Raw genomic sequence first — 20,690 nt, forward strand, 5'->3', positions numbered from 1 at the left:
AACTAGAATTTTTTGCTGATTGAGCCATAAACAAAGCGGTTCTCAATCGAATACAACGAGGTGTCATACCCGTCGGCAAAGGCACCCGCAGCAAAAGGTGGCTCGGTGTTAAAGACATTGTCGACCCCGACCATGATTTTCGTGCCGTTCAGCAACTGATATTGCGTGTTTTCGAATTCATATCCGGCAACGAGATTCACTTTGGTATAGCTCTCGACGGTTCGGTTCATGCCGCCCAAGGTGAAGCTGGGATCATCTTCGTATGAGCCGATGTATTGCACAGTTGCTCCGATCATGGCCTGATGTACGAACAGATTGGCGCTCGCCAATCCTTTCCACCGCGGCACAGCGCCGGGGCTCAAATTATTTGAGCGTTTATCGACGTAGCGCCCGGCAAATGAGACATCGCCTGTGCCTGGCACATCCGCCTCAAAGCTGATCACTTGATTGACGCCCATTGAAAGACGCATGCGAATGTCTTCCGTAAGTTTACGATCATAGCTTGCTTCATAATCCATACCTTGAGTTGTCAGGCTGGAAACATTAAAGAAGCGTGAAGTGACAAAAACGACGGGTCCATTGGGCCCAGCACGGATGACATCAGCGGGGTTGTTTTGATCGAGGGTGTATTGCGCGCCATTGGCGATAGCGTCATCGACTCTAATATAGTAATAGCTGGCGCGCAGGGTCAGGCCTTCGGCGAAATCAGGTTCCCAAATGGCGCTGGCGGAGAAGTTGTTCGATGTTTCAGGGTCGAGCGAAGGATTACCGCGCACGAGGGTTGGAATCGGTGTACCGGGCGGGGTGGCTCCTGTTGAGTCGACTAGAATTGGGTAATCATAGATTTCGCCCGCATAAGATTCATACAGGGTAGGGGCGCGGAATCCTGTGCTGTAAGCGGCTCGCAGTGTGACTGACTCGACAGGCTTCAGGCTGATTGCGGCCTTCCAAGAAAGATTTCGATATCCATTGGGGGCCGAGATTCCGGTAATCGGATCATTGCCTGTGTCGGAAAAATTTTCAAAGCGTAGGCCGAGACTGAGGTCAAGTCGGTTGACGGCGGTAATTGATTGCTTGGGGGAAATCAGCGGAATATTGATTTCACTAAAGAGTGCAGCTACGTTGCGTTGCCCGCTGTAGTTTTGGGTAAAGCCACCTCCGCCTAGGTTTTGGCCACTGGCCCAGAGGGAGTCGGGTGTGGCGTCAATGGATTCATAGCGATACTCAAGCCCGAATGCACCTTCCAGGTCGCCCGCAGGCAGCTTAACCAGATCGCCGGACACTTTAGCGTCGTAGGAAAACATGTTTTCGTAGAACTGGTCTTTCGCGTCAACAGAAGCGGCATTTAAGGCCACATAGTTGTTGAATGGGACGCCGGCATTATTACCTGCAACCGCGCGTGCGAAGGGGTTGAATAAGCCTGAATTGATGTGTGGAATGAGTAGTCGGGCATCCGCAATTCCGGATACTTCATTGGTCAGTTCCGTCTGGGTATAGAGCACAGCCGTATCCCATTCCCAGCGATCATCGACTAAGCCTCGTGCCCCCCCGACCAGTCGAAACGCATTGCGTTCAAAGCGCGTGTTGAGTGTGCCGAGCTCAAAATTGCGATAAGTGACTGAAAATAAGTCCGCTGCCGGAACAGGATTATGCGGGCTATTTTGTGCGGCGGTAAAAATTGGCGTTCCTGGATAGGCACCCCATGGGGCCGAGGCCAAGCCATTGGCTTGGTTTTGATAGGAAAACAGCGCCTCGCCATACAGCGTTACTTGGTCGGTCAAGTTATGCTCGATTGCGGCAAAAATGCTGGCGATGCGCAGGGCGGGAATGTCTGGTGCTTGATTGTTATAATTTAATGCATCGGTGTTTTGATTGTAGGGAACATAGTCGGCTCCAGTCGTGGGGAAGGGGATTCCGGGGGCCAGGACGCCGTTTACGTTGGAGCCGCCAAACAAGAAATTTGCCCGCCCGGGAAAAGTGGAACTTCCACGGTTGGTACCGCCGAGGGGGATGAAGTTCGTGGTGGCGGATAAATCCCGATCACGCGCCCAAACAACCTGCTGATCAAAGTAACTGCCCAATAGTGTTAAGTGCGTATCTTCGTCCAGATTGAACCCGGCGATCATGGAGTATTGCTGTAATTGACCACCTCCGTCTGTTGTGTTCCCGTAAAGCCCATCCAGTCGGACGCCTTGAAAGCGATTATCCAGACCGATATTCACGACGCCGCCAATCGCGTCTGAGCCATAGGTTGTGCTCGCGGTTTCCTGCAGGATGTCAATCTCGCGTATGGCTGCTTGGGGAATGAGGTTCAGATTGGCGAAACCACCAGGGTCCAAACCCAGAGCGCTATTGCCGCCAGCACGTCGTCCGTTGATGAGATTCAATGTGCGCAGCGTGCCCAAGGCATGTATGTTGGGTGAGGATGCGCCCGTGCCACCATTGCTGTCATTCTCAGTGTTCATCGCACCGTAAAACGAGGGTAACATGCGGAGGCTTTCAATGGGCATTTGATTGCCCATGAGGATCAGATCCTCATATTTTAGCGTTGTAAACGTTTCATTCGGATCGCCTTCATTGGGGGTAAAAAGCGATCCGGTCATGTAAACAGGGGCGAGCTCGTAGAGTGCGGGCTCGGCTATCGGTTCTGGCACGACTTGAGCAGTGGCGGTTAGGAGGCCGACAGTGAACGTCGTCATGCACACCGAAGATCTTAAGATGGTGGGGAATTGCATGTTCTAGGGTATTTATCGTGGATAAAGTTGAAGCTCTACTTGTGTCTTGGGCATTATCCTGTCACGTTTCTTTCTATGCGGATAGTTGTTGTCGAGGATCAAAGGCTTTTCAGACAATTGATTGTTAAAATGTGCAGCGAGCGTTTCCAAGTTGTTGGAGAAGCGGAAACGGGGACTGATGCGCTTCGAATCTGTCGTGAGCAAGAGCCTGACTTATTATTGATGGATATTCAAATACCAAAACCAGATGGTATTACAGTAGCCGAAACGCTGTTGGAAGAGCTGCCGTCGCTTCGCGTGCTAGCCCTTTCTGCTAAATTGGATTCGGTTACCGTGTTTCGTCTGCTTAAATCTGGCGTCCATGGTTTTGTGAGCAAGTTTTCGGATCAATTAGATACGGTCATGATTGCAGTGGAGGCCATTTACAACGGAGAACCATACTTCTCTGATGCATTTGACCAAGTAAAAGCCGAAATTAAAAAAGACCCACTGGCCTATTATAAGATTTTGTCCAATAAGGAGTTAGAGCTCCTCCCATTGTTCTCGAAAGGGTTGGATGATAGCACTGTTAGTGGAATGATCAATCTTAGCGCCAAAACGGTTCGTTGGCATCGTCGTAACATCATGAAGAAGCTGGAAATCCATGCGTCGACGGACCTCATGCGCTACGGTATTACTCATGGTTTCTGGGATCCAAATCCCAGCTAATGAGCACCTTTGACGCGGATATTTTAGTCTTCAGTGTCTAGCAGCATATAAAATCACTGAAAAGATAAATTCGGCGAGGGGAAGCTTCATGCAGCGTTTGGCTTTGCTTGCATTCAGCGCCTGCCATCGGCATGTTATCTGCTGCGATTGTGCGACAGCGAAGCGTTCACGCGCTTTTTTTTCATTTCCTTCTACTGTTGTTCAAGGAGGGCATTTGTGCCCTCCCTGTTTTCGTTTTTATCAACTACGCTGCCATGAAAAAATCTTCAAAAAAGACCATTGTATCCGCCAAAAAGGCGACTAAAAAAGCCCTGTCCACGAAGACGGTAAAATCTAAGAAGACAGCCAAAGGCAAGGAAGTGGGTAAAATCAAAAAAGAAGCCTCGGCGGCGGTGTTAGCCAAAGCCTTTCCAATGGCGGCCGCGATTGACGAAGTCGTTCACAAGAGTGTGCCCGCGAACATCGTGGCCAAGGTCAAAAGCGCCCGGAGCAAGAAGGCAATTATCAGCGTGACCTACCCCTACGACAAGATGATCAAGCGCAGTGTTTACGAGGAACAGATAGAGCTTTTGCACATCGAACTGGTCAAGATGCAGGCTTGGGCCCAGCAAACAGGCGAGCGCATTGTATTGCTGTTCGAAGGCCGCGATGCAGCAGGCAAGGGTGGTTCGATTAAACGTTTCACAGAGAACCTTAACCCGCGCGGTGCCCGCGTCGTTGCTCTCAGTAAACCCTCTGATAGCGAGAAGGGCCAGTGGTATTTTCAACGCTACGTCGAGCACATGCCAACCAAGGGCGAGATCGTGTTTTTTGACCGTTCATGGTATAATCGTGCTGGCGTGGAAAAGGTCATGGGTTTCTGCACGCCCCAAGAATATCTGGAGTTCATGCGCCAGGCACCGGAGTTTGAGCGCATGCTGGTACGCAGTGGTATTCGCCTATTCAAGTTCTGGTTTTCAGTTAGCCGCGAAGAGCAACTCCGTCGCTTCATGGGTCGCGCCAAAGACCCGCTCAAGCAATGGAAACTCAGCCCGATGGACGTCGAATCGCTCGGTCGATGGGATGATTACACCAAGGCCAAGGAATCCATGCTCTTTTATACCGACACCGCAGATGCCCCTTGGACTATTGTCCGTTCCGATGACAAGAAACGTGCGCGCCTTAATTCGATCCGCTTCCTGCTCAGCAGTGTTCCCTATGCGGGCAAAGATGAAAAATTGCTCAAAGAACTCAATCGGCACATCGTTGGTGCGGCCAAGGATATTTATGAGTCGGACGAACGCGCACCAATGCCCATCGACCCCATCGTCGCCTAATTAAACATTCGGGAAATCTTTGTTCCTGAAGTGAAATTGACCTGTGGCTGTGCATTGACGGCGGCTAGTTGTTGGTTAAAGTGAGGACATGGAAATTTCCCAGCCGATTGTTTCAACCTTCATCGCGGGCTTGGCTATCGCTTGGCTGACTGGTTGCTCGACCGTCAGTGAAACGGGCCGTAGCCAACTGAGCTTGGTTTCTGACGCCGAGGTCGAGAGCATGGCCGTGTCGCAGTTTGACCAGATGAAGCATGAAATGCCGATCGCCAACGATCCGGCCAAGCAGCAGGCATTGCGCCGGGTGGGCGAAAAAATCGTCCGTGCGGCGCGTGCGCAGGGTGCGGATCTCCTTCCTCCTGAGCAGTGGGAGTTCGTCCTTTTCGACAGCGACCAGGTGAATGCGTTTGCAATGCCCGGTGGTAAGGTTGGCTTTTACACGGGTATTTTCCCGCTATTTCAAAGTGATGACGATATTGCCGTCGTGATGGGCCACGAAATCGCCCACGTTTCCGCCGACCACGGGGCGGAAAAGGTTTCCCAGCAAATGGCTAATCAAGTGGCGGGCACGGCGTTGTCCATCGGGTTGGGTGTTGGCGGGGTGGAGCACGATACACAGCAGATCGTCATGGCGAGTTATGGGATGGGCAGCAACTTCGGGTTTATCCTGCCCTTTAGCCGCACGATGGAGTCTGAGGCCGACCACATTGGGCTGCTTTACTCGTCCACGGCGGGTTATGACCCCCGTGCCAGCGTTCCCTTCTGGCAGCGCATGGCGGCGAACGGCGGTGAACGTCCTCCGGAATTTCTGTCCACGCATCCGAGTGAAAACACCCGCATTGCGCGCCTGCAAGAGCTCATTCCGGAGATGCTGCCTTTGTATTACAAAGCGAGCGGCCAAACTCAGAACGAATGGCTTGGACCAGTTGCTCCGCACTATGCGATGAATGACTAATCGCATCCATCGCTGTTTTCGTAGTTTCCATTCTCTACAAACCTCCATCATACTACTTTCATGGCTTTTGACCCACTAGAACTGATTTCCGAATTCGTCCGTTGCCCGAGCGTATCCACTGATCCAGCCTATGCACAGGCCATGACGGATGCGCGTGAGTGCGTTGCCGACAAGCTCAAGAAGCTCGGCTTTACGGTGGAGACCGTTGCTACGCCGTTGCACCCGATTCTGCTCGCCGAGCGTGGTGCTGAGCACGATGACTGGCCGCACATCCTTGTCTATGGACACTACGACGTGCAGCCCGCTGATCCGTTTAATCTGTGGACTACGCCCCCCTTTGAAACCGAAATTCGCGGAGATCGCATCTATGGTCGAGGTGCCGCTGACAACAAAGGCCCTATTGCCGTGCAGCTCACTGCGCTATCCCGCGTGCTGGAGCGTCATCCCGGCTTGCCGCTACGTATTACCTGGATGATTGAGGGTGAGGAAGAAATTGGTAGCCCAAGCTTCGCTGGATTCCTTGATCAGCATTCGGACCGTTTGAAAAAGGCGGGCCTCGTTATCTTGTCGGACACGGGTTGCCCCAGTCCGGACACCATGGCGATCACGCTCGCGCTGCGTGGTCTAGCACCGTTGCAAATCAATGTGACCGGTCCGAAGCAGGACCTGCATTCCGGCATCCACGGTGGCTGTTTGCTCAACCCGCTTCAAGCGCTCATGGATATCTGTGCCAGCCTCCACAATGCTGATGGCACGGTTAACGTTCCGGGTTTTTACGACGACGTTATTCCGCCGCAGGATTGGGAGCGTGATGAGCTGGCCAAGCTTCGCGTTACGGAAGATGAATACCAAGAGTTTCTCGGCATTCCCGCATTTCATTGTCCGCCGGGACTCAACGCGTTTGAGGCCTGTCGTTTTGCGCCAACACTGGAGTTCAATGGCATCGGCGGCGGCTATCAGGGTGAGGGCGAGAAAACCGTCATCCCGTCTAAGGCGTTCGCCAAGATCACTTGCCGTCTCGTCGCCAATCAGGACCCGGAGAAAATTCAGGGACTAATCGCGGCGGCGATCAAGCGTCGTGCGCCCAAGGGCGTTACGGTCGAGCTTGATATCCATAGCGGCGGTGCTGCCTACATGGTCACACCTCCTGGAAAGGGTGGTACGGTCGCCGATGATTCAACGAAAAGCCGCGCCTTCGCGATCGCAGAGGCCTCGATCAACGAAATCTGGAAGCAGCCACCCGTTTACCTGCGCGAGGGCGGTAGCGTGCCTATCATTGGCGACATTCACCGTAAGCTTGGCCTCGACTCGCTCATGCTCGGCCTCTTCACCAAGGAGGATAACCTCCACGCGCCCGACGAGTCCATGCACTGCAAAATTATCGAGCGCGGTGTCGCCCTCTACGAACGCATTTTCGAGAAGCTCGCGACGAAGTAAGAGGTAGGCCTAATGAGCGTACCGGATTATTCTTCGACGGTTGAGCGTTTTACTGGTTTTGGTGAGGCCTATAATCAGGCGCGTCCCTCGGCACCAACTGCATTGGCGGACTTGCTGTGTCCCATCGCGGGCTGTGACCGACCGGATTTAGTCGTGGACTTGGGCTGCGGAACGGGACTTTCCACACGCTACTGGGCGGAACGGGCCAAAGCGGTAATTGGCGTCGAACCTACGGCCTCTATGCGCGAACAGGCAGTGCAGGCTGGTGGTGCCAACATCACCTATCGAACGGGCTATTCGCACGAGACTGGTTTGCCCGCAGTGAGTGCGGACTTGGTCCTCTGCGCACAGTCATTACATTGGATGGAGCCATTCGCCACATTCGCCGAAGCTGCGCGTATCTTGCGCACCGGCGGCATTTTTGCGGCCTACGATTACGATTGGCCGCCGTTTACCTCATCGTGGGAAGTCGATGCGGCCTACATCGCCTGCATGGAGCATGGTCGTCAATTGGAGCGTGAATGCGGACTGACCGAGCAGTTGCCACGGTGGGACAAACCGGGCCATTTGGAGCGGATGAGGAAGTCTGGTCAGTTTCGTTTCGTCCGGGAAAGTCTTTTACACCATGAAGATGAGGGTGGGGCAGCCCGCATTGTGGCCTTGCTGTTGAGCCAGGGCTACATCCAGTCCTTGCTAAAGCAGGGCCTTACGGAAAGAGATTTGCACATTGATCACTTGCGCGATGTCGCCGCCTTTGCTTTTGGCGATGGGGTTAAGCCGTGGCTGTGGAGCGTGCGTGTCCGCCTCGGCGTTAAGTAGCGCTATTGCCGGTGCGTCCAGTTACGCATCCAGGGGTTATCGTCCTCGACTTGTTCGACTTGAGGTAGGAATTTTCCGGTCTTTAAAAACGCGGTTGTCTGGTCCATGACTTCGCCGTTGAAGACGAGCATCGGGTGAGTCTCATGGACGATGGTGAAGTCCGTCATGCCCTCGAGCTTTGTGCTTTCCACGGAGATCACGCCATCGTCGGCACCAGGAATCAATGAGGACATGAATGGGTCCAGGCCGAGGCTGCCCGCGATCACGCCAACTTCAAACGTCGCTGGTTTCAGAGACTGTAGTTGCTCATTCTCACCGCTGGCCAGCGCCATGCCCGCCGGGCCGATCAACAGCTTTGCGCCGGGCATATCCGCCAATAAATTAACGGCCATGCTGCCTTGGTTGGGCGGGGAAATCATCACCACGCGGCCAATTTCGGGCAGAGGATTATCGCGCTCGATCATGCGTAGCAAGATACCGCCCATGGAGTGCGTGACAAAATCAATGCGCTTGGCGTCGGCAGTTTCCCGGACTATGTCCGCCCGCACATGCACGGCCAGTTCATCCAGTGACTGACTCATGGATGGGTAGTCAATGTTGACCACACGATAACCCTCAGCCTCCAGCGTTCTCTCGATATGTCCCATCGTGCCCGATGTTGCCGCGAGTCCATGCAGCAGGACTACGGTTTCTTTCTCGCCAAACAAAGCGAGCGGCCAACAAAACAGGAAGATCAACCAGCGCATCGTTTTAGGTTAGCGAGCGTTGGGCGAAAGTCCAATGCGGAAGGCTTTTTCCGATTAAAATCCCTTGTTTGGAATCTCGGCTACTTTGTTGGCACCAAAATAGAGATCCCACTTCGGTGCGGATGGATCGACCAGAAACAGTAACTCTAATTCTTTCCCCAGCGTTGATTCATAGGGGACGCCTTCGAGCGCGGCATACTGCTTGGCCTCTTCCACGTCCACATCGACGCCGATCGTATAGATGCTGTTGTCCATGAGCGAGCTGCTGCCAACCAGTTGAAACATCGGGATTACTTGCTCACCGTTGACAAGAGAGAAATCTGCCGGTTGGAGAATGTAACTACGTGCCGTGCCCGAACGGTTCGGCATCGTTGGTACAACCTGGATTTTAACATCGAGTACCTTGCCCACGAGTGGCGCGGCAACCTGTGTCTGGCTCGGAGTCAGTGTAAATGTGCGCGGCGCTGCCTTGCTGAAGCGATCTCGCAGGGTCACTTCGTTGACAGTGATCTTCGGTAAGTAGGCATCTTCGAGGCGCTTGACCTCGGTCGGCGTCACTTCGATGGACTTGTCACCAAAGTTGACCGAAAATGCCCCTGTCGGCTTGAAATAAAACAATAGAGTCAGAACGGCAGTGTCAGCATTTGCCTCGTTCTTACCTCTTTTGCGGAAGCTTTCCTTTTCGCGGGCAGGATCACGAAATGCTTTCAGATGGCGACCATCGGAATTGCTGTCACCGACCGGTGAATATGTTTCGTCACCGACGTTGGCCGAGATTTCATTCATCATCAGCTTCAGCTCTTTAGCATTTTGGTAATCAACCTTCAGTTGTAGCTGAACGAAAACAAACTTCTGCTCTCCGTTATTCTCGATCAGTGTTGACGCTTCGATGCCCGACTGGCTTGACGGCAAAGCAAATGTTTCAGGGATAACCGCCTTGGCGGACTCCAAAGTGGCAGTCTGCGCATTGGCAAAAGGTGTGGTCAGGGCAAGTAGCAAAGCCGCGAGGGCAGTTGTTGATCTCATGCCGCCGATCATTCCGCCAGTCGGAGGCCTGTCAATCACCCATCCCTTGGCTTATCGCTCGAGGATGAGCTTCCGCTTGAGCGGACGCACATGGAGGATCTTGAGCAGTGCGACGAAGATAATGCCGAACAGCGTTGAGGCATACGCGGCCACGAGGCTGGCCTGCACGATGCCCATGGCGAGCATGAGCAGTGAGATCACCGTGCCAGACAAGCCCACGTAAAGCCCGAGGTCGAACAGCGGCTCCTCATTCTCAAGCAGGGTGATCCGCGTCTCGGCGGGAACCGGGGCGCGCTTGAGTTGCGAGATCTTCATCAGGCACACGATATAGATCACGAACTGCACCATCAGAAAGATGAGCAGGACGAGAACGGTTTGTTGATCGATGGAGGCGTTGGGCATGGTTTCACCTTCTACTGTGCCAAGTGCGGCGGGTAATTCAAATTCTAAAAACAGCGTCCCAGGCTCAGTGACTGGTTGGGCGAATAATTGCGGCTCCTGAAAACTGACAACGATCAGGAGCAAAATCACGCCGACAACCCCGTTTTGCATCCACGCGAGCCCCGGATAACTTCCTTTAGTCGATCGGCTGGAGATGACGAGCTTGATGCCCGCCGCCAGTAGCATGCCTGCTGTTAGCAGCAGCAGTACCTTGGCTACCATGGCAATAGGGCGGTAAAATGCGCACAACTGAAGCGTAAGGCGTGTCAGTTCATTATCGGTTGGCGTTTCCGCATCAGACCACAAGGCTGGTCCCTGATAAAGTGGCAACTGACGCTCCAGTAAGTAACGCAAGGCCTCCCCCCCCCAAGGGAACACTCGGGCGAAATCAGGCCAGGCTTCATCGCCAAAGGTTTCGTAATAATCAGCGACCCAGTCCGGGCGTTGGCTGAGCATGACCAAGCTGAACACCAAGGCTTCGCGATCACCGCTTTGGCGGAGTAGGGTGGTGGCTCGCATGAAGCTGACCGGGTCGCGCGCCATCCGTGTCCATGCCCCCAGGGATGCCCAGTCGAGGCGTTGTGCGGCACCAAGCATGGAGAGATAAAAGGCTTCTAGACGGGCGACAGACGCCGGTTCGCCGCTCATTGCCAATTGGGCCATCGTGGCGAGCTCACGGGCGAATTCTGGCCCCACTAAGCCAGCTTGCACGAGCAGGGCAGTCGTCAGAATGGCGGAGTCTAGCGGGGCACCAGCCGCCGAAGCAACCGGCATGAAATGCCGCACACCAGTTAGCCCCTTGGTTGCTAGAATGTGCTGTACGTTCTGATTGCGCGATTCAATGAGCATTGCACGTAGCGCCTCGCGATTGGCTCTGGGTGTCAATAGTTGCTGAAAAGCTAGGGGGCCATTCTCGGTTGCCAGCTCGGGCAATTTCGTGGCGATCTGGATGAATTGGAGCCCGAAAGGTTCCGCATTGCCAGTTAAGCGGTCTTTTGGATGGTCTGCAATAAACTGTTCGATTTGGCCATTGAGAAAATTTTCCGGCGACAATGTCTCCGATGACGCTGTGTCTAGTGACGCCAATGCAGTATTGATACGCCAAGCTGGCCCGAACTGACCCTCATCTAGTAGCTGCTCGGCGACATTTACGGCGGGTTTGCCCTTTGCGCCAGCCAGCCGCAAGACAGCAGGAGCAACTGCATCGAGATAAACTGGCGCAAGCCACCCCCCCCCCCCGAGAAGCAGGGCGAAAACAACGAGCACAATGCCAGCTACTTTCTGCATTTTGACAGAAACGTAGCGGGTTCATGACTTACGATCAACGGAAACCTTATGCGGAAATGAAGGTCCATTTGTGTCTGGACGCCCGTCCCCCCAATCCTGTTACTGATTTCATCGATGAAGACCTCGCCCGCATCTCAGCGCCTCCGTGCACTTTGGCTTCAGCGACTATGCTGGTGGCAGCCGCTGGCATTAGTTGCGGCGATTAGCATCGCGTCTGGCGGAAACCCTGCACCGCTGCCGTTTAGTTTTTTCTCCCTCGATAAGGTCATCCATTTACTGGTCTATGGCCTGTTGGCCACATCGATTTACCGTGTTTCCAGCCCGACATGGCCTGACGGATTACGTGCGGTTTTTGCGATCACCCTGACGGTGGTTTTTGGCCTCGTTGATGAGCTTCATCAGAGCCAGACGCCCGGGCGCATGATGGATTTTGCTGACTGGCTCGCTGATTCATTTGGCGCGATAACAGCAGTCTATGTTTACCGTGGCTGGGCGGGTTACCGCGGTGTGTTGGAATGGGCTGTGATTCGCCCTCGAAAAAAGAATGCCCATGAGTGACGCCCCACTTTACGACGCGCATTGCCACTGGCACGATCAACGGCTGAATCCGGGGCAAGAATTAATGGTCGCTGGATTAGCGCAGATTCCATTGGCCAAGGCGGTTGTCAATGGGACGCATCCGGGCGACTGGGAGGCGGTGGCCGAACTGGCGGAACAAGACTCACGGGTTTTACCTGCTTTTGGGCTGCATCCCTGGCATGTTAACGAAGCACCAAAGGACTGGCTGGATCAGCTTCAGGATTACCTTCATCGCTTTCCTTATGCTGCGGTGGGAGAAGCCGGGCTGGATCGGTGGATTCAGGGCCATGATCTACCACGTCAGCAAGCTGCCTTACAGGCGCAGATGGAGCTAGCAGCGGCGGAGAATCGCCCGATTTCGCTGCATTGTTTGCAAGCTTGGGGCCCGCTGTTCGAGCAGCTTCAGGCTGGTCCGCTTCCGGCCCGTGGATTTCATCTGCATGGTTATGGGGGGGCACCTGAAATGGTGGCGTCTTTTGCGGCGATTGGCGGCTACTTCAGCTTTTCCGCCTATGTCATGCACGAGCGCAAGGCGCGCCATCGTGAATCGTTTGCGGTCATTCCCATCGAGCGGCTTCTATTGGAAACGGATTCGCCAGACATGTTGCCATCCGTTGATTGGCTTGATTGGGAGTTGACGGGTAATGCCGTTTTCGCCGATGAGGGGGGGGGGCGTGCAATGCATCATCCTGCCAATATCACCGCGAGTTATCGGGCCGCATCGAAATTAACAGGTATGCCAGAGTCAGCAATTCGGTTACAGGTGGAGCGGAATTTTCACCGCTTCTTTCTCGAAGCGTAATCGCGATTAGCTCGCTTCGCTCTCTTTGTAGACACGGAGGAAGATAGTGCGGCTACTGGCGTCGCGGAAGAGCAGGTATTCGCCATCAGGATCGTGTCCGACGAAAACCAAGCCCATTTCCGGAGCAACAACATCTCCTACATGATAGAGGGCACCGTTGATGATTGCTCGGGTGCCGCGACCACCTAAACGCACGCCATTTACTGTAGCACGGTTAACAAATTCCTGTGGGGTTGAGGCGTAATCCAGAGTTTTCCGTGGGTCTTCTGTTTTTGGTGCCTCAACGAACATCAGCGTGGGCTGATCGGTTTTCACTGGTGCCTTGGCTCCAGTGATTACCTGTTTTCCGACATCAGAGGTTTTGCTCAAGAAAAATATCGTAATAGAGAACACAACCAGTGCGGTTGCGAAGAGGTAGAACCCTCTGAGCATCATGCGCTTTTTCTGAGCCTGTATCTCAAGGCGCAAGGCTTCTTGGACTACGGGAGCTGCTCGGCTGATGGCCCCTCGTTCACCATACAGCATGCCCTGCGAACCGCGTTGCAGCAATTCGCGTTGCGCCTTGGGCGACTGTGGTTGAATGATGGCCATTGTAAAAGGAGCGAGTCAAAGAGGATCGGATACAGACTTTACGGTATTTGATATGGGTATAATCATGTATTTTTGGCAAGTGCCCTTATAGGGTCGAACTGTGATTAAACAAAGATTTCACAATCTTTTAGGTGTAAAGATTCATCTGTGCATGGAGTCTAATTGCCCCATTCGGCATGCCGATTGGCTGAGTGCCCTTTTACTGACTGGGGACGGCAAGCGCAACGTCGACTGCCACTGCTGCTGCTGTAAAGCCCATGGTGCCAGTCACAAAGCTCGCAGTTCCGAAACCTTGATCACAGTTAAGGCGGAGGGCTGCGCCTTTCTCTTTGGTTGCGCAAACGGTGCCATCGCCCCACGGAAAAACGACAGGCTCGTCGGAATACACGCAGGGCACCTTAAATTTCCAACGACGCTCCCGGGGGAACTCGAAATCTCGGCGGAGTTGTCGGCGCACCTTAGCCAACAGCGGGTCGCCAATCGCGCGTGAGAGATCGTCGACCTTCACGGCGGACGGGTTTTTTCTTCCGCCGGCCCCTCCCACGGTGACAATGGGGATTCGTCGCTGTCGGCACTCGGCAATCAGCCGACATTTGTTTGAAACGGCGTCAATCGCATCGATGACCACATCGAACCCCTGACCCAGCAAACGATCGACTGTGGAATCGGTGAAGAATGTCGCCTCAGCGTTCACCTGGCACTCCGGGTTGATTAAACGGGTCCGCGCAGCGAGCACGTCGATCTTCAGCTTGCCGACTTCTCCGTCGAGCGCGGGAAGTTGTCGGTTGACGTTGCTCAGGCAGACATCATCGAGGTCAATGAGTGTGAGCTGCCCAATACCAGTCCGCGCCAATGCTTCAACCGACCACGAACCGACGCCGCCAACGCCCACGACACAGGCGTGCAATGAACGTAGTTTCTCCAATCCAGCGGCACCGTAAAGCCGTCCGATTCCGCCAAATCGCGTGTAGTAATCACTCATCACGGGCAGTTCTCTTAAGTAAACGCCCCTTGGTGCAAGCTTTTGCTAAGCCTAGGTTGCGAGTGCCTTCAAATCGTTTTGTGTATTCCGTGCTGCTCGTACGAGGGCGGACTGTTCCCGCGGCCAAAGTTTGAACTCAACCACTTCGCCTGCACCTTGTTGGCCGACAATCGTTGGCAGTGCGAGCGTGGTTCGGCGAAGGTCGTATTTGGGCAAACGAAAATCGTGGGATTGACTGACTGGCAAGATCACCCGCTCATCACGCGCAACGGCACAGGCGGCATCGGCTGTGGCCGCTGCTGGGCCTAACCAAGCGCCGCCCTTACCGTAGAGGAGCATTTCGTCAGTTGCTTTGACGGAGGCCTCGACCTCGCTTTGCATGACGCCTTGCCATTGCTTCAGCGAGGACAGTGGTGCTCCGCCAGCTGTAGCGCCGGACCAAAGTGGAACCAACGCCTCACCGTGTGCACCAATGGCCGAAATTGAAATATCTTTCGCGGTGAGTGACAGTTTCTCCGCAATGGATGTCCGCAAACGCCGGGCATCAATCATTGTCCCCAAGCCAAAGACCTGTCCCGTCGGTAATTCCAAAAAACTTGCTGCGAGCGGTGTCAGTAATTCGCTGGGTTCGGTGGCGATAATCACCACGGTGCTCGATTTTAAGCCGACCTCTTTCAGCTCGTTGAGCAATCGGCAGAACGGGGTCAAGTTGCGGCGACCAAGCTCAAGGCGCGATTCATTCGGTTGGGCGGAAACGCCGCCTGCCAGAATGATGATGTCACTTTGCGTGGCAAAGTTAACTTGCGTTGCCGCGTGTAGGCGGACGGGCTGATTCGCACAAGCGTCACGCAGGTCTTGGATTTCCGCAGTGCACAATTCGGCTTGGCCATCAATCAGCGTAATTTCTGTAAACAGATTACGCCGGACAAGCTCCGCAATTACGGCGCTGCCGAGACGTCCGGCTCCACCGATGACTGCGGCGTTCATACGAAGGTGATTGGTGAAGGGCGGATGAGCCTTTCACCATGCGATCAGCCTTTCAGTTGTTGCAAGATCATATCGGTAACCTTCTGCACCAAGGCTTCGGCGTCGTCGCCGGAGGCAGTCTTTGGCGCGGCGGGAGTCGGCATCGTGCAGACGACACCGGGACGGAACTCAGAGTTATCGCACAGTTCGCATTCCTTCAGGTTTTCGCGTTTGTCGGGCATGCCGAGCGAGCGACGAATGGCAATCAGTTCCTTGAGCTTGTTGCCGCCGTAAGTGTTGAGTCCGTGGCCGAGCTGCGAAGCGATGTAGATCGTGTTACAGTAGGCCTCGGTATTTTCCATCTTCCAGTAGGCGTCTTCAACGTCCTTGCCCCAAGTGATCACGCCATGGTTCTGCATGATGATCGATTGGTGATTCGGTGCAAGCGCACCAACGGCTTTGGCGTTTTCTGGCGTGCCGGGTGTTTCGTAGTGAGCCAAGGCGATTTCGCCGAGGAACACTTCAGGCTCAGGAATCAGGCAAGTGGGGGGCGCGACGCCAGCAATCGCGAACGCTGTGGCGTGGATTGGGTGCGCGTGCACACAGGACTTGGCGTCCGGCGTAGCTTTCATAATGGCCAAGTGCGTGTTGACCTCACTGGTGCGCTTACGAGTGCCAGCAACTTGGTTGCCGTCGAGGTCAACCAGGCAAATGTCTTCGATCTCAATGAAGCCCTTGGAGATCAGCGTTGGGGTGCAAAGTACGAGGTTGTCACCGACGCGGACGGTGATGTTGCCGCCGTTGCCATCGCAATAATTCTTGGCCCAGATGCGGCGACCAATGTCGCACATGCGCTCCTTGATGATACGCAGCTCAGGAGAATTAAAGAATGCCAGAAGCGCATCGGAGCCAACAGGGTCGGCACCAGCTTTCCATTGAAATTCGTAGTTCGGCACGATCGGCTCTTGGATGGCCTTACTTGGTTTGGTCGAAACCGTGCGTCCGCCGCTGCTCTTTTTCGCTTCGCGAATCGCGTCCTTGGCGGAAGGGGTCAGCACTGCGTTATCAGGGATCGCGCAGAGGCTTTTTCCACTGGCCAGCAGCGTTTCAATATCTTTTCCGGTAAATACTTTTTTCATGGCTGTTTAAAAATTAGAGAGTGTGAGTTCGCCCCTGATAGGTGATCTCGTCGATCAGCGCGCAGTTAAATGCGTCGACCGGTGTCGGTTTATCAAAAGTTGCTGAGGCTTCGCCGCCTTCGACGAATCCGATGACATCGCCCAGCCCGCCGCCGACATTATCGTAGACAACCACATCGGGTTGGCCAGAAACTGGCGGCAAATCCTCACCGCTGATGCGGGCTTTATCCATCGGGCTAACCAGCAGGAAGCGCCCGCCAATGTAAGTGGGGTCGCTATCACTCAGGGTGACTTTGCCGATGACTTTGCCGAAACGCATATCGAAATTTTGGTTTGTTGGTTACTCGTCCTCGATGGCGAGGATCATGTTGCGGATGGGCGTCTTATCGACGCCGAGAAATTCGCGGACACCTTTACCATCGGTGGTGATGACGATCGTCGAACCTACGCCAGCGCCCTGTGGATCAATTGCCATCACTGGTTGCCCCGAGTCTTTGCCATCTCCATCCAGCGGCTGGCAGATCAGCAAACGCCAGCCTTTCATCGTCTGATGGCAGACCGTGGAGACGACATTTCCTTCTACGCGTGCACGGATCATGGACGAGGTTAAAAGATTAAAGTTAAAAGGTTAAAGAGAACCAGCTAAGGGTTTGATGGCGTTCTTAGTACATCTGCAGGCTGTCGACCAATACGCAGCGACGGCGGCGTGTGAAGGTGTCGGGCGTGGTGATGCCTTCGCCGGTGGTCGTGGCGATCGAGAAGCTGGAGTAGCCTTCCCCGCCAGTGCCGAGACCTGCAACACAAGCGCCGTTCTTGACGAAAAGCGTGGAGTCGAGCGCACGCGCCATCAGGCCCATATTCACGACATTTAGCGAGTGAATCATCGACGAATGCTTGTAACCGTGCTCGGAAATTTTTGCCAATTCGATGGCTTCTTCAATGTTCTTCACCCGGATGATTGGCAGCATCGGCATCATCTGCTCTTCGATCACGAACAGGTGGTTGGCGTCGGTTTCGGCAAAAAGAATTTCCGTGCCAGTGGGTGCAGACGCACCTGCGATTTCAGCGAGCTTCGTGGCGTCAGCGCCGACTAGATCGCGGTTGAGAACAGGGTGCGAGCAGCCTCCGCCGTTACCATCGGTGGTGAAGGCAATCTTGGTCAGTCGGTCGAGCTGATTGCCGTTAATGCCCACGGCACCCGCGGTCTTCAGTTCGGAAAGGAATTGGCTGTAAACCTTGTCGAGGACGAAGACTTGCTTCTCGCCGATGCAGAGGAGGTTGTTGTCGAAGGCGGCTCCAAAAATGATGTCGCGCGCGGCTTTTGCCAACATTGCCGTTTCGTCGACAACGACAGGGGGGTTGCCGGGGCCTGCGCAAATGGCGCGTTTGCCGCTCTTCATTGCTGCATCAACAACGCCGGGGCCACCAGTCACGCAGAGCAGGTTGACATCGGGTGTGCTGCACAGTTCGTTAAAGCTGTCGAGGGTTGGCGTCTCAATGATCGTCGCAATGTTTTCAATGCCGATTGCAGACTTAATGCGCTTGTTGAATTCGCGGATCGCAACGACGGCGCAACGGGCACCCTTGGGATGCGCATTGAAGACGACGGTGTTACCCGCAGCCACCATGCTGACGATGTTGCAGGAAAGTGTGGGGATGGAGTGAGTGACCGGCGTGATCGCGCCGACAACGCCGAAGGGCGTGTTTTCTTCCATCGTAATCCCGTGGTCGCCGCTCATGCCGCGTGGTGATAACCACTCGACGCCGGGCAAATTCGGGATGCCTTGCAGCTTGGCGATCTTGTGTTCAAGACGGCCGATTTTGGTTTCGTCAAATTCCAGCTGGCCCCATTCCACAGACTTTTCGGCACAGGTTGCCTTGATGATTTTTACCACCTTATCACGGCCTTCGATGCCGAGCTTGCGCAATTTCTTCTGCGCTTCTTTGGCGGCAGCAGCGGCGTCACTTGCGGTTTTGAAAACGCCGTAATCACCGTTAGCACAGGCCCCGTTACAGGAGCAGCCGCAGTCGTCGTCCTTCTTGGCGATTGTGGGTGCCGCGCCTTGCGTCTGAAGCTTGCGCAGGACGTCGGCGACGACGTTTTTCAGTACGGATTCATCGATTTGCAAACTCATCTGGCGAAAGTGTGAAGATTTGAAAAAAAGGGGGGAGAGGTTGCACTGTAGGACAAATGCTTTGCGATGCAGAGTTACTTGCCGTCATAGACTTGATGGCCGAGCACATCGACATTGTCGACAATGCCGACCACCGCGCAGTCGACGGGGAGGGCCTTCATGCCCTCAGTAGCGCGGGCTGAGCTACCTTGCACGAAGAGCACCATCTCGCCTTTGCCCGCCCCGAGGTTGTCTACCGCGACGACGGTATTAGAACCGTCACGGAATTTTTTCGGGTCATTCGGATCGACCAATTGCGGACGCAATAGGAGGAGCTTACGCCCCTTCATCTTGTCGTCTTTTTTGGTCGCCACAACGTGGCCAATGACTTTGGCGAGGAACATGGTGAGTGAAGGTTAAAGTTTAAAAATTAAAGATTAAAGGGGTGGGCATGTGGGTTATTGGTCCAAAGCGGCAAACTCCCGCTTTAATCTTTTTCCTTTAATTTCTAATCTCTCCTTACTTCTTTGCTGCGCTCTTGGTGCTGGGAAGGATCTTGGAGACGTCGTCATGCGGGCGGGCGATGACGTGGGCGCTGACCACTTCGCCAAATGACGATGCGGATTCGGCACCAGCGTCGAGTGCTGCTTTAACGGCGGCGACGTCACCGACGATGGTTGCGCTAACGAGTGCGCTGCCGACGCTTTTCATTGGTCCGACCAACTCGACGTTGGCGGCCTTGAGCATGGCGTCGACGCCTTGCACGAGTGCGATGAGTCCCTTGGTTTCGAGGAGTCCGATTGCTTGAGATGCCATGATATGTATGGGTGTTAAGTTTGAAGTGTAAGTGTTCTGAAAGTTATGCCGGTTGGGCTTGAAGGAAACGTGAGACTTCGCGGGCGACAACGAGCTCTTCGTTAGCTGGAATGACAAAGGCCTTAACACGCGAATTCGACGCGCTAATGTCGCCTTCCTCGCGGGTGGTGGCGTTGGTCGTGGGATGGAGGATGAGTCCGAACCCTTCAAGCCCTGCGCAAACGTCGGTGCGTAGTTCGGCGTTGTTTTCGCCAATGCCGCCAGTGAAACAAATCGCGTCGCAGCCGCCCATTTGGAAAACAAATGATCCGGCCCAATGACGGATGCTGTGGACTAGGGCGTCCAGCGCGAGTTGAGCGCGTTCATTCCCAGACTCTGCCGCTGCCTTTACGTCGCGGAGATCATTGCTGACACCCGATATGCCGAGCAGGCCACCTTCTTGGGTGAGCTGGCGCTCGGCTTCTTCGAGGCTGAGGCCTGTGGTCTTCATCATGTAGGGCACAGCCATGGAATCCAGGTCGCCCACACGGTTGTTCTGCGGGAGCCCGCCTTGTGGCGAGAAGCCCATGCTCGTGCCGATGGCCACGCCGTTTTTAATACCCGTTACGGAACTGCTGCCACCGAGGTGGCAGGAGATTACGCGCAGAGGCGCGCCTTCGACCGGTGTGTCGCCCTTTTGATAAAGTGCCTGCACCTTCGCGGCGACATCGTCTCGGCCCAAAAGTTGGGCGGAGCGTTCGGCGATAAACTTGTGACTTGCGCCGTGGAAGCCGTAGCGCCGCACACCAGCATCATGCCAGTTTTGCGGCACCGCGTAGATTGATGCAGCCTTGGGCACCCACTGATAGAACGCCGTTTCGAACAACGCCACGCGGGTGACTGACGGCATGACTTTCGCAAACATACGAATGCCAGTTGCGTAGGCCGGGTTGTGCGCCGGAGCGACTTCTTTAAAGCCTTCCAGTGCAGTTAGGGCCTTGTCGTCTGCTTCGACGCAACCGCTGAGGTCTTTGCCGAGTACGGTCTTGAAGCCGACTGCATCGAGGTCGGAGTCGCCGATTAAATGTCCCTCCGACTGAAGGGTTGCCAAGCAATCTTCGATCACGCTGGCATAGTCTTCAACGCGTTCGTAGCCGCCCTTGGCCAGCATGCGCTCATCACCGTCCTCTAATGAATAGAGGCGGTATTTGAACGATGTCGAACCGAGGTTGGCGACGAGGATTTTCATCAATCG

General features: G+C 54.6%; 21 protein-coding genes. 7 read left to right on the plus strand and 14 right to left on the minus strand.

Annotated elements, in window-relative coordinates:
* Positions 1 to 2: 2 nt before the first annotated feature.
* Positions 3 to 2,699 carry a TonB-dependent receptor domain-containing protein gene (locus tag IE065_RS06680; RefSeq protein WP_189513159.1) on the minus strand — a complete coding sequence of 899 codons (2,697 nt, stop codon included), beginning with the start codon at positions 2,697 to 2,699 and terminating at the stop codon, positions 3 to 5.
* 63 nt (positions 2,700 to 2,762) lie between these two features.
* On the opposite strand from IE065_RS06680, the gene IE065_RS06685 reads away from it, so the two are divergent.
* The 5 genes from IE065_RS06685 (at position 2,763) to IE065_RS06705 (ending at position 7,967) form a co-directional block, all read left to right on the plus strand.
* Entirely contained in the window at positions 2,763 to 3,443 is a 681-nt protein-coding gene (locus tag IE065_RS06685) for a response regulator transcription factor (RefSeq protein ID WP_229792068.1), read from the plus strand.
* Between the two features lie 254 nt (positions 3,444 to 3,697).
* A complete protein-coding gene (gene ppk2 / locus IE065_RS06690; protein ID WP_189513164.1) occupies positions 3,698 to 4,759 on the plus strand; it encodes a polyphosphate kinase 2 in 1,062 nt (353 codons plus the stop codon).
* Positions 4,760 to 4,847: 88 nt separating this feature from the next.
* Positions 4,848 to 5,711, plus strand: a complete 864-nt coding sequence (locus IE065_RS06695) for a M48 family metallopeptidase (RefSeq protein ID WP_189513166.1) — start codon at positions 4,848 to 4,850, stop codon at positions 5,709 to 5,711.
* Between the two features lie 60 nt (positions 5,712 to 5,771).
* Positions 5,772 to 7,148 (plus strand): M20/M25/M40 family metallo-hydrolase, encoded by a 1,377-nt coding sequence (locus tag IE065_RS06700; protein ID WP_189513168.1) that lies wholly within the window; start codon positions 5,772 to 5,774, stop codon positions 7,146 to 7,148.
* A 12-nt stretch (positions 7,149 to 7,160) separates the two neighbouring features.
* A complete protein-coding gene (locus tag IE065_RS06705; RefSeq protein ID WP_189513170.1) occupies positions 7,161 to 7,967 on the plus strand; it encodes a class I SAM-dependent methyltransferase in 807 nt (268 codons plus the stop codon).
* Between the two features lie 2 nt (positions 7,968 to 7,969).
* Here the strand turns inward: IE065_RS06705 and IE065_RS06710 are convergent, their stop codons facing one another.
* The 3 genes from IE065_RS06710 to IE065_RS06720 are packed head-to-tail and all read right to left on the minus strand — an operon-like array spanning position 7,970 to position 11,467.
* The gene (locus IE065_RS06710; protein WP_189513172.1) at positions 7,970 to 8,713 is read right to left on the minus strand and encodes an esterase/lipase family protein; all 744 of its coding nucleotides are present in this window, start codon (positions 8,711 to 8,713) and stop codon (positions 7,970 to 7,972) included.
* A gap of 54 nt (positions 8,714 to 8,767) precedes the next feature.
* Positions 8,768 to 9,739, minus strand: coding sequence for a hypothetical protein (locus IE065_RS06715; protein WP_189513174.1), 972 nt, complete (start codon positions 9,737 to 9,739; stop codon positions 8,768 to 8,770).
* A 51-nt stretch (positions 9,740 to 9,790) separates the two neighbouring features.
* Positions 9,791 to 11,467: a hypothetical protein gene (locus tag IE065_RS06720; protein WP_189513176.1), complete on the minus strand. Its 1,677-nt coding sequence runs from the start codon at positions 11,465 to 11,467 to the stop codon at positions 9,791 to 9,793.
* 114 nt (positions 11,468 to 11,581) lie between these two features.
* Between IE065_RS06720 and IE065_RS06725 the strand changes: the two genes are divergently transcribed.
* Positions 11,582 to 12,025, plus strand: coding sequence for a VanZ family protein (locus IE065_RS06725; protein WP_189513178.1), 444 nt, complete (start codon positions 11,582 to 11,584; stop codon positions 12,023 to 12,025).
* A complete protein-coding gene (locus IE065_RS06730) occupies positions 12,018 to 12,848 on the plus strand; it encodes a TatD family hydrolase (protein WP_189513180.1) in 831 nt (276 codons plus the stop codon). The genes IE065_RS06725 and IE065_RS06730 overlap by 8 nt, the downstream gene beginning before the upstream one ends.
* 6 nt (positions 12,849 to 12,854) lie before the next feature.
* Here IE065_RS06730 and IE065_RS06735 read toward each other — a convergent pair whose 3' ends face one another.
* The 10 genes from IE065_RS06735 to IE065_RS06780 all read right to left on the minus strand — a co-directional run bounded on the left by IE065_RS06735 (position 12,855) and on the right by IE065_RS06780 (position 20,684).
* Positions 12,855 to 13,439 carry a hypothetical protein gene (locus IE065_RS06735; protein WP_189513182.1) on the minus strand — a complete coding sequence of 195 codons (585 nt, stop codon included), beginning with the start codon at positions 13,437 to 13,439 and terminating at the stop codon, positions 12,855 to 12,857.
* 199 nt (positions 13,440 to 13,638) lie between these two features.
* Complete coding sequence (locus IE065_RS06740; RefSeq protein WP_189513184.1) at positions 13,639 to 14,421, minus strand: tRNA threonylcarbamoyladenosine dehydratase; 783 nt, start codon at positions 14,419 to 14,421, stop codon at positions 13,639 to 13,641.
* A gap of 51 nt (positions 14,422 to 14,472) precedes the next feature.
* On the minus strand, positions 14,473 to 15,408 hold the full coding sequence (locus tag IE065_RS06745) for a lactate/malate family dehydrogenase (RefSeq protein WP_189513186.1): 936 nt from the start codon (positions 15,406 to 15,408) through the stop codon (positions 14,473 to 14,475).
* Positions 15,409 to 15,452: 44 nt separating this feature from the next.
* Complete coding sequence (locus IE065_RS06750; protein WP_189513188.1) at positions 15,453 to 16,526, minus strand: class II aldolase/adducin family protein; 1,074 nt, start codon at positions 16,524 to 16,526, stop codon at positions 15,453 to 15,455.
* A 13-nt stretch (positions 16,527 to 16,539) separates the two neighbouring features.
* Positions 16,540 to 16,845: a EutN/CcmL family microcompartment protein gene (locus tag IE065_RS06755; RefSeq protein ID WP_189513190.1), complete on the minus strand. Its 306-nt coding sequence runs from the start codon at positions 16,843 to 16,845 to the stop codon at positions 16,540 to 16,542.
* 21 nt (positions 16,846 to 16,866) lie between these two features.
* Positions 16,867 to 17,124: a EutN/CcmL family microcompartment protein gene (locus IE065_RS06760; RefSeq protein WP_189513192.1), complete on the minus strand. Its 258-nt coding sequence runs from the start codon at positions 17,122 to 17,124 to the stop codon at positions 16,867 to 16,869.
* A gap of 64 nt (positions 17,125 to 17,188) precedes the next feature.
* Complete coding sequence (locus IE065_RS06765) at positions 17,189 to 18,661, minus strand: aldehyde dehydrogenase family protein (protein ID WP_189513194.1); 1,473 nt, start codon at positions 18,659 to 18,661, stop codon at positions 17,189 to 17,191.
* A 74-nt stretch (positions 18,662 to 18,735) separates the two neighbouring features.
* Positions 18,736 to 19,044, minus strand: a complete 309-nt coding sequence (locus IE065_RS06770) for a EutN/CcmL family microcompartment protein (RefSeq protein WP_189513196.1) — start codon at positions 19,042 to 19,044, stop codon at positions 18,736 to 18,738.
* Between the two features lie 115 nt (positions 19,045 to 19,159).
* Positions 19,160 to 19,456, minus strand: a complete 297-nt coding sequence (locus tag IE065_RS06775; protein WP_189513198.1) for a BMC domain-containing protein — start codon at positions 19,454 to 19,456, stop codon at positions 19,160 to 19,162.
* A gap of 43 nt (positions 19,457 to 19,499) precedes the next feature.
* Positions 19,500 to 20,684, minus strand: coding sequence for an acetate/propionate family kinase (locus IE065_RS06780; RefSeq protein WP_189513200.1), 1,185 nt, complete (start codon positions 20,682 to 20,684; stop codon positions 19,500 to 19,502).
* Positions 20,685 to 20,690 lie beyond the last annotated feature (6 nt).

The sequence above is a fragment of the Cerasicoccus arenae genome (assembly GCF_014651635.1).
GTDB classification, from domain to species: Bacteria; Verrucomicrobiota; Verrucomicrobiia; order Opitutales; family Cerasicoccaceae; genus Cerasicoccus; species Cerasicoccus arenae.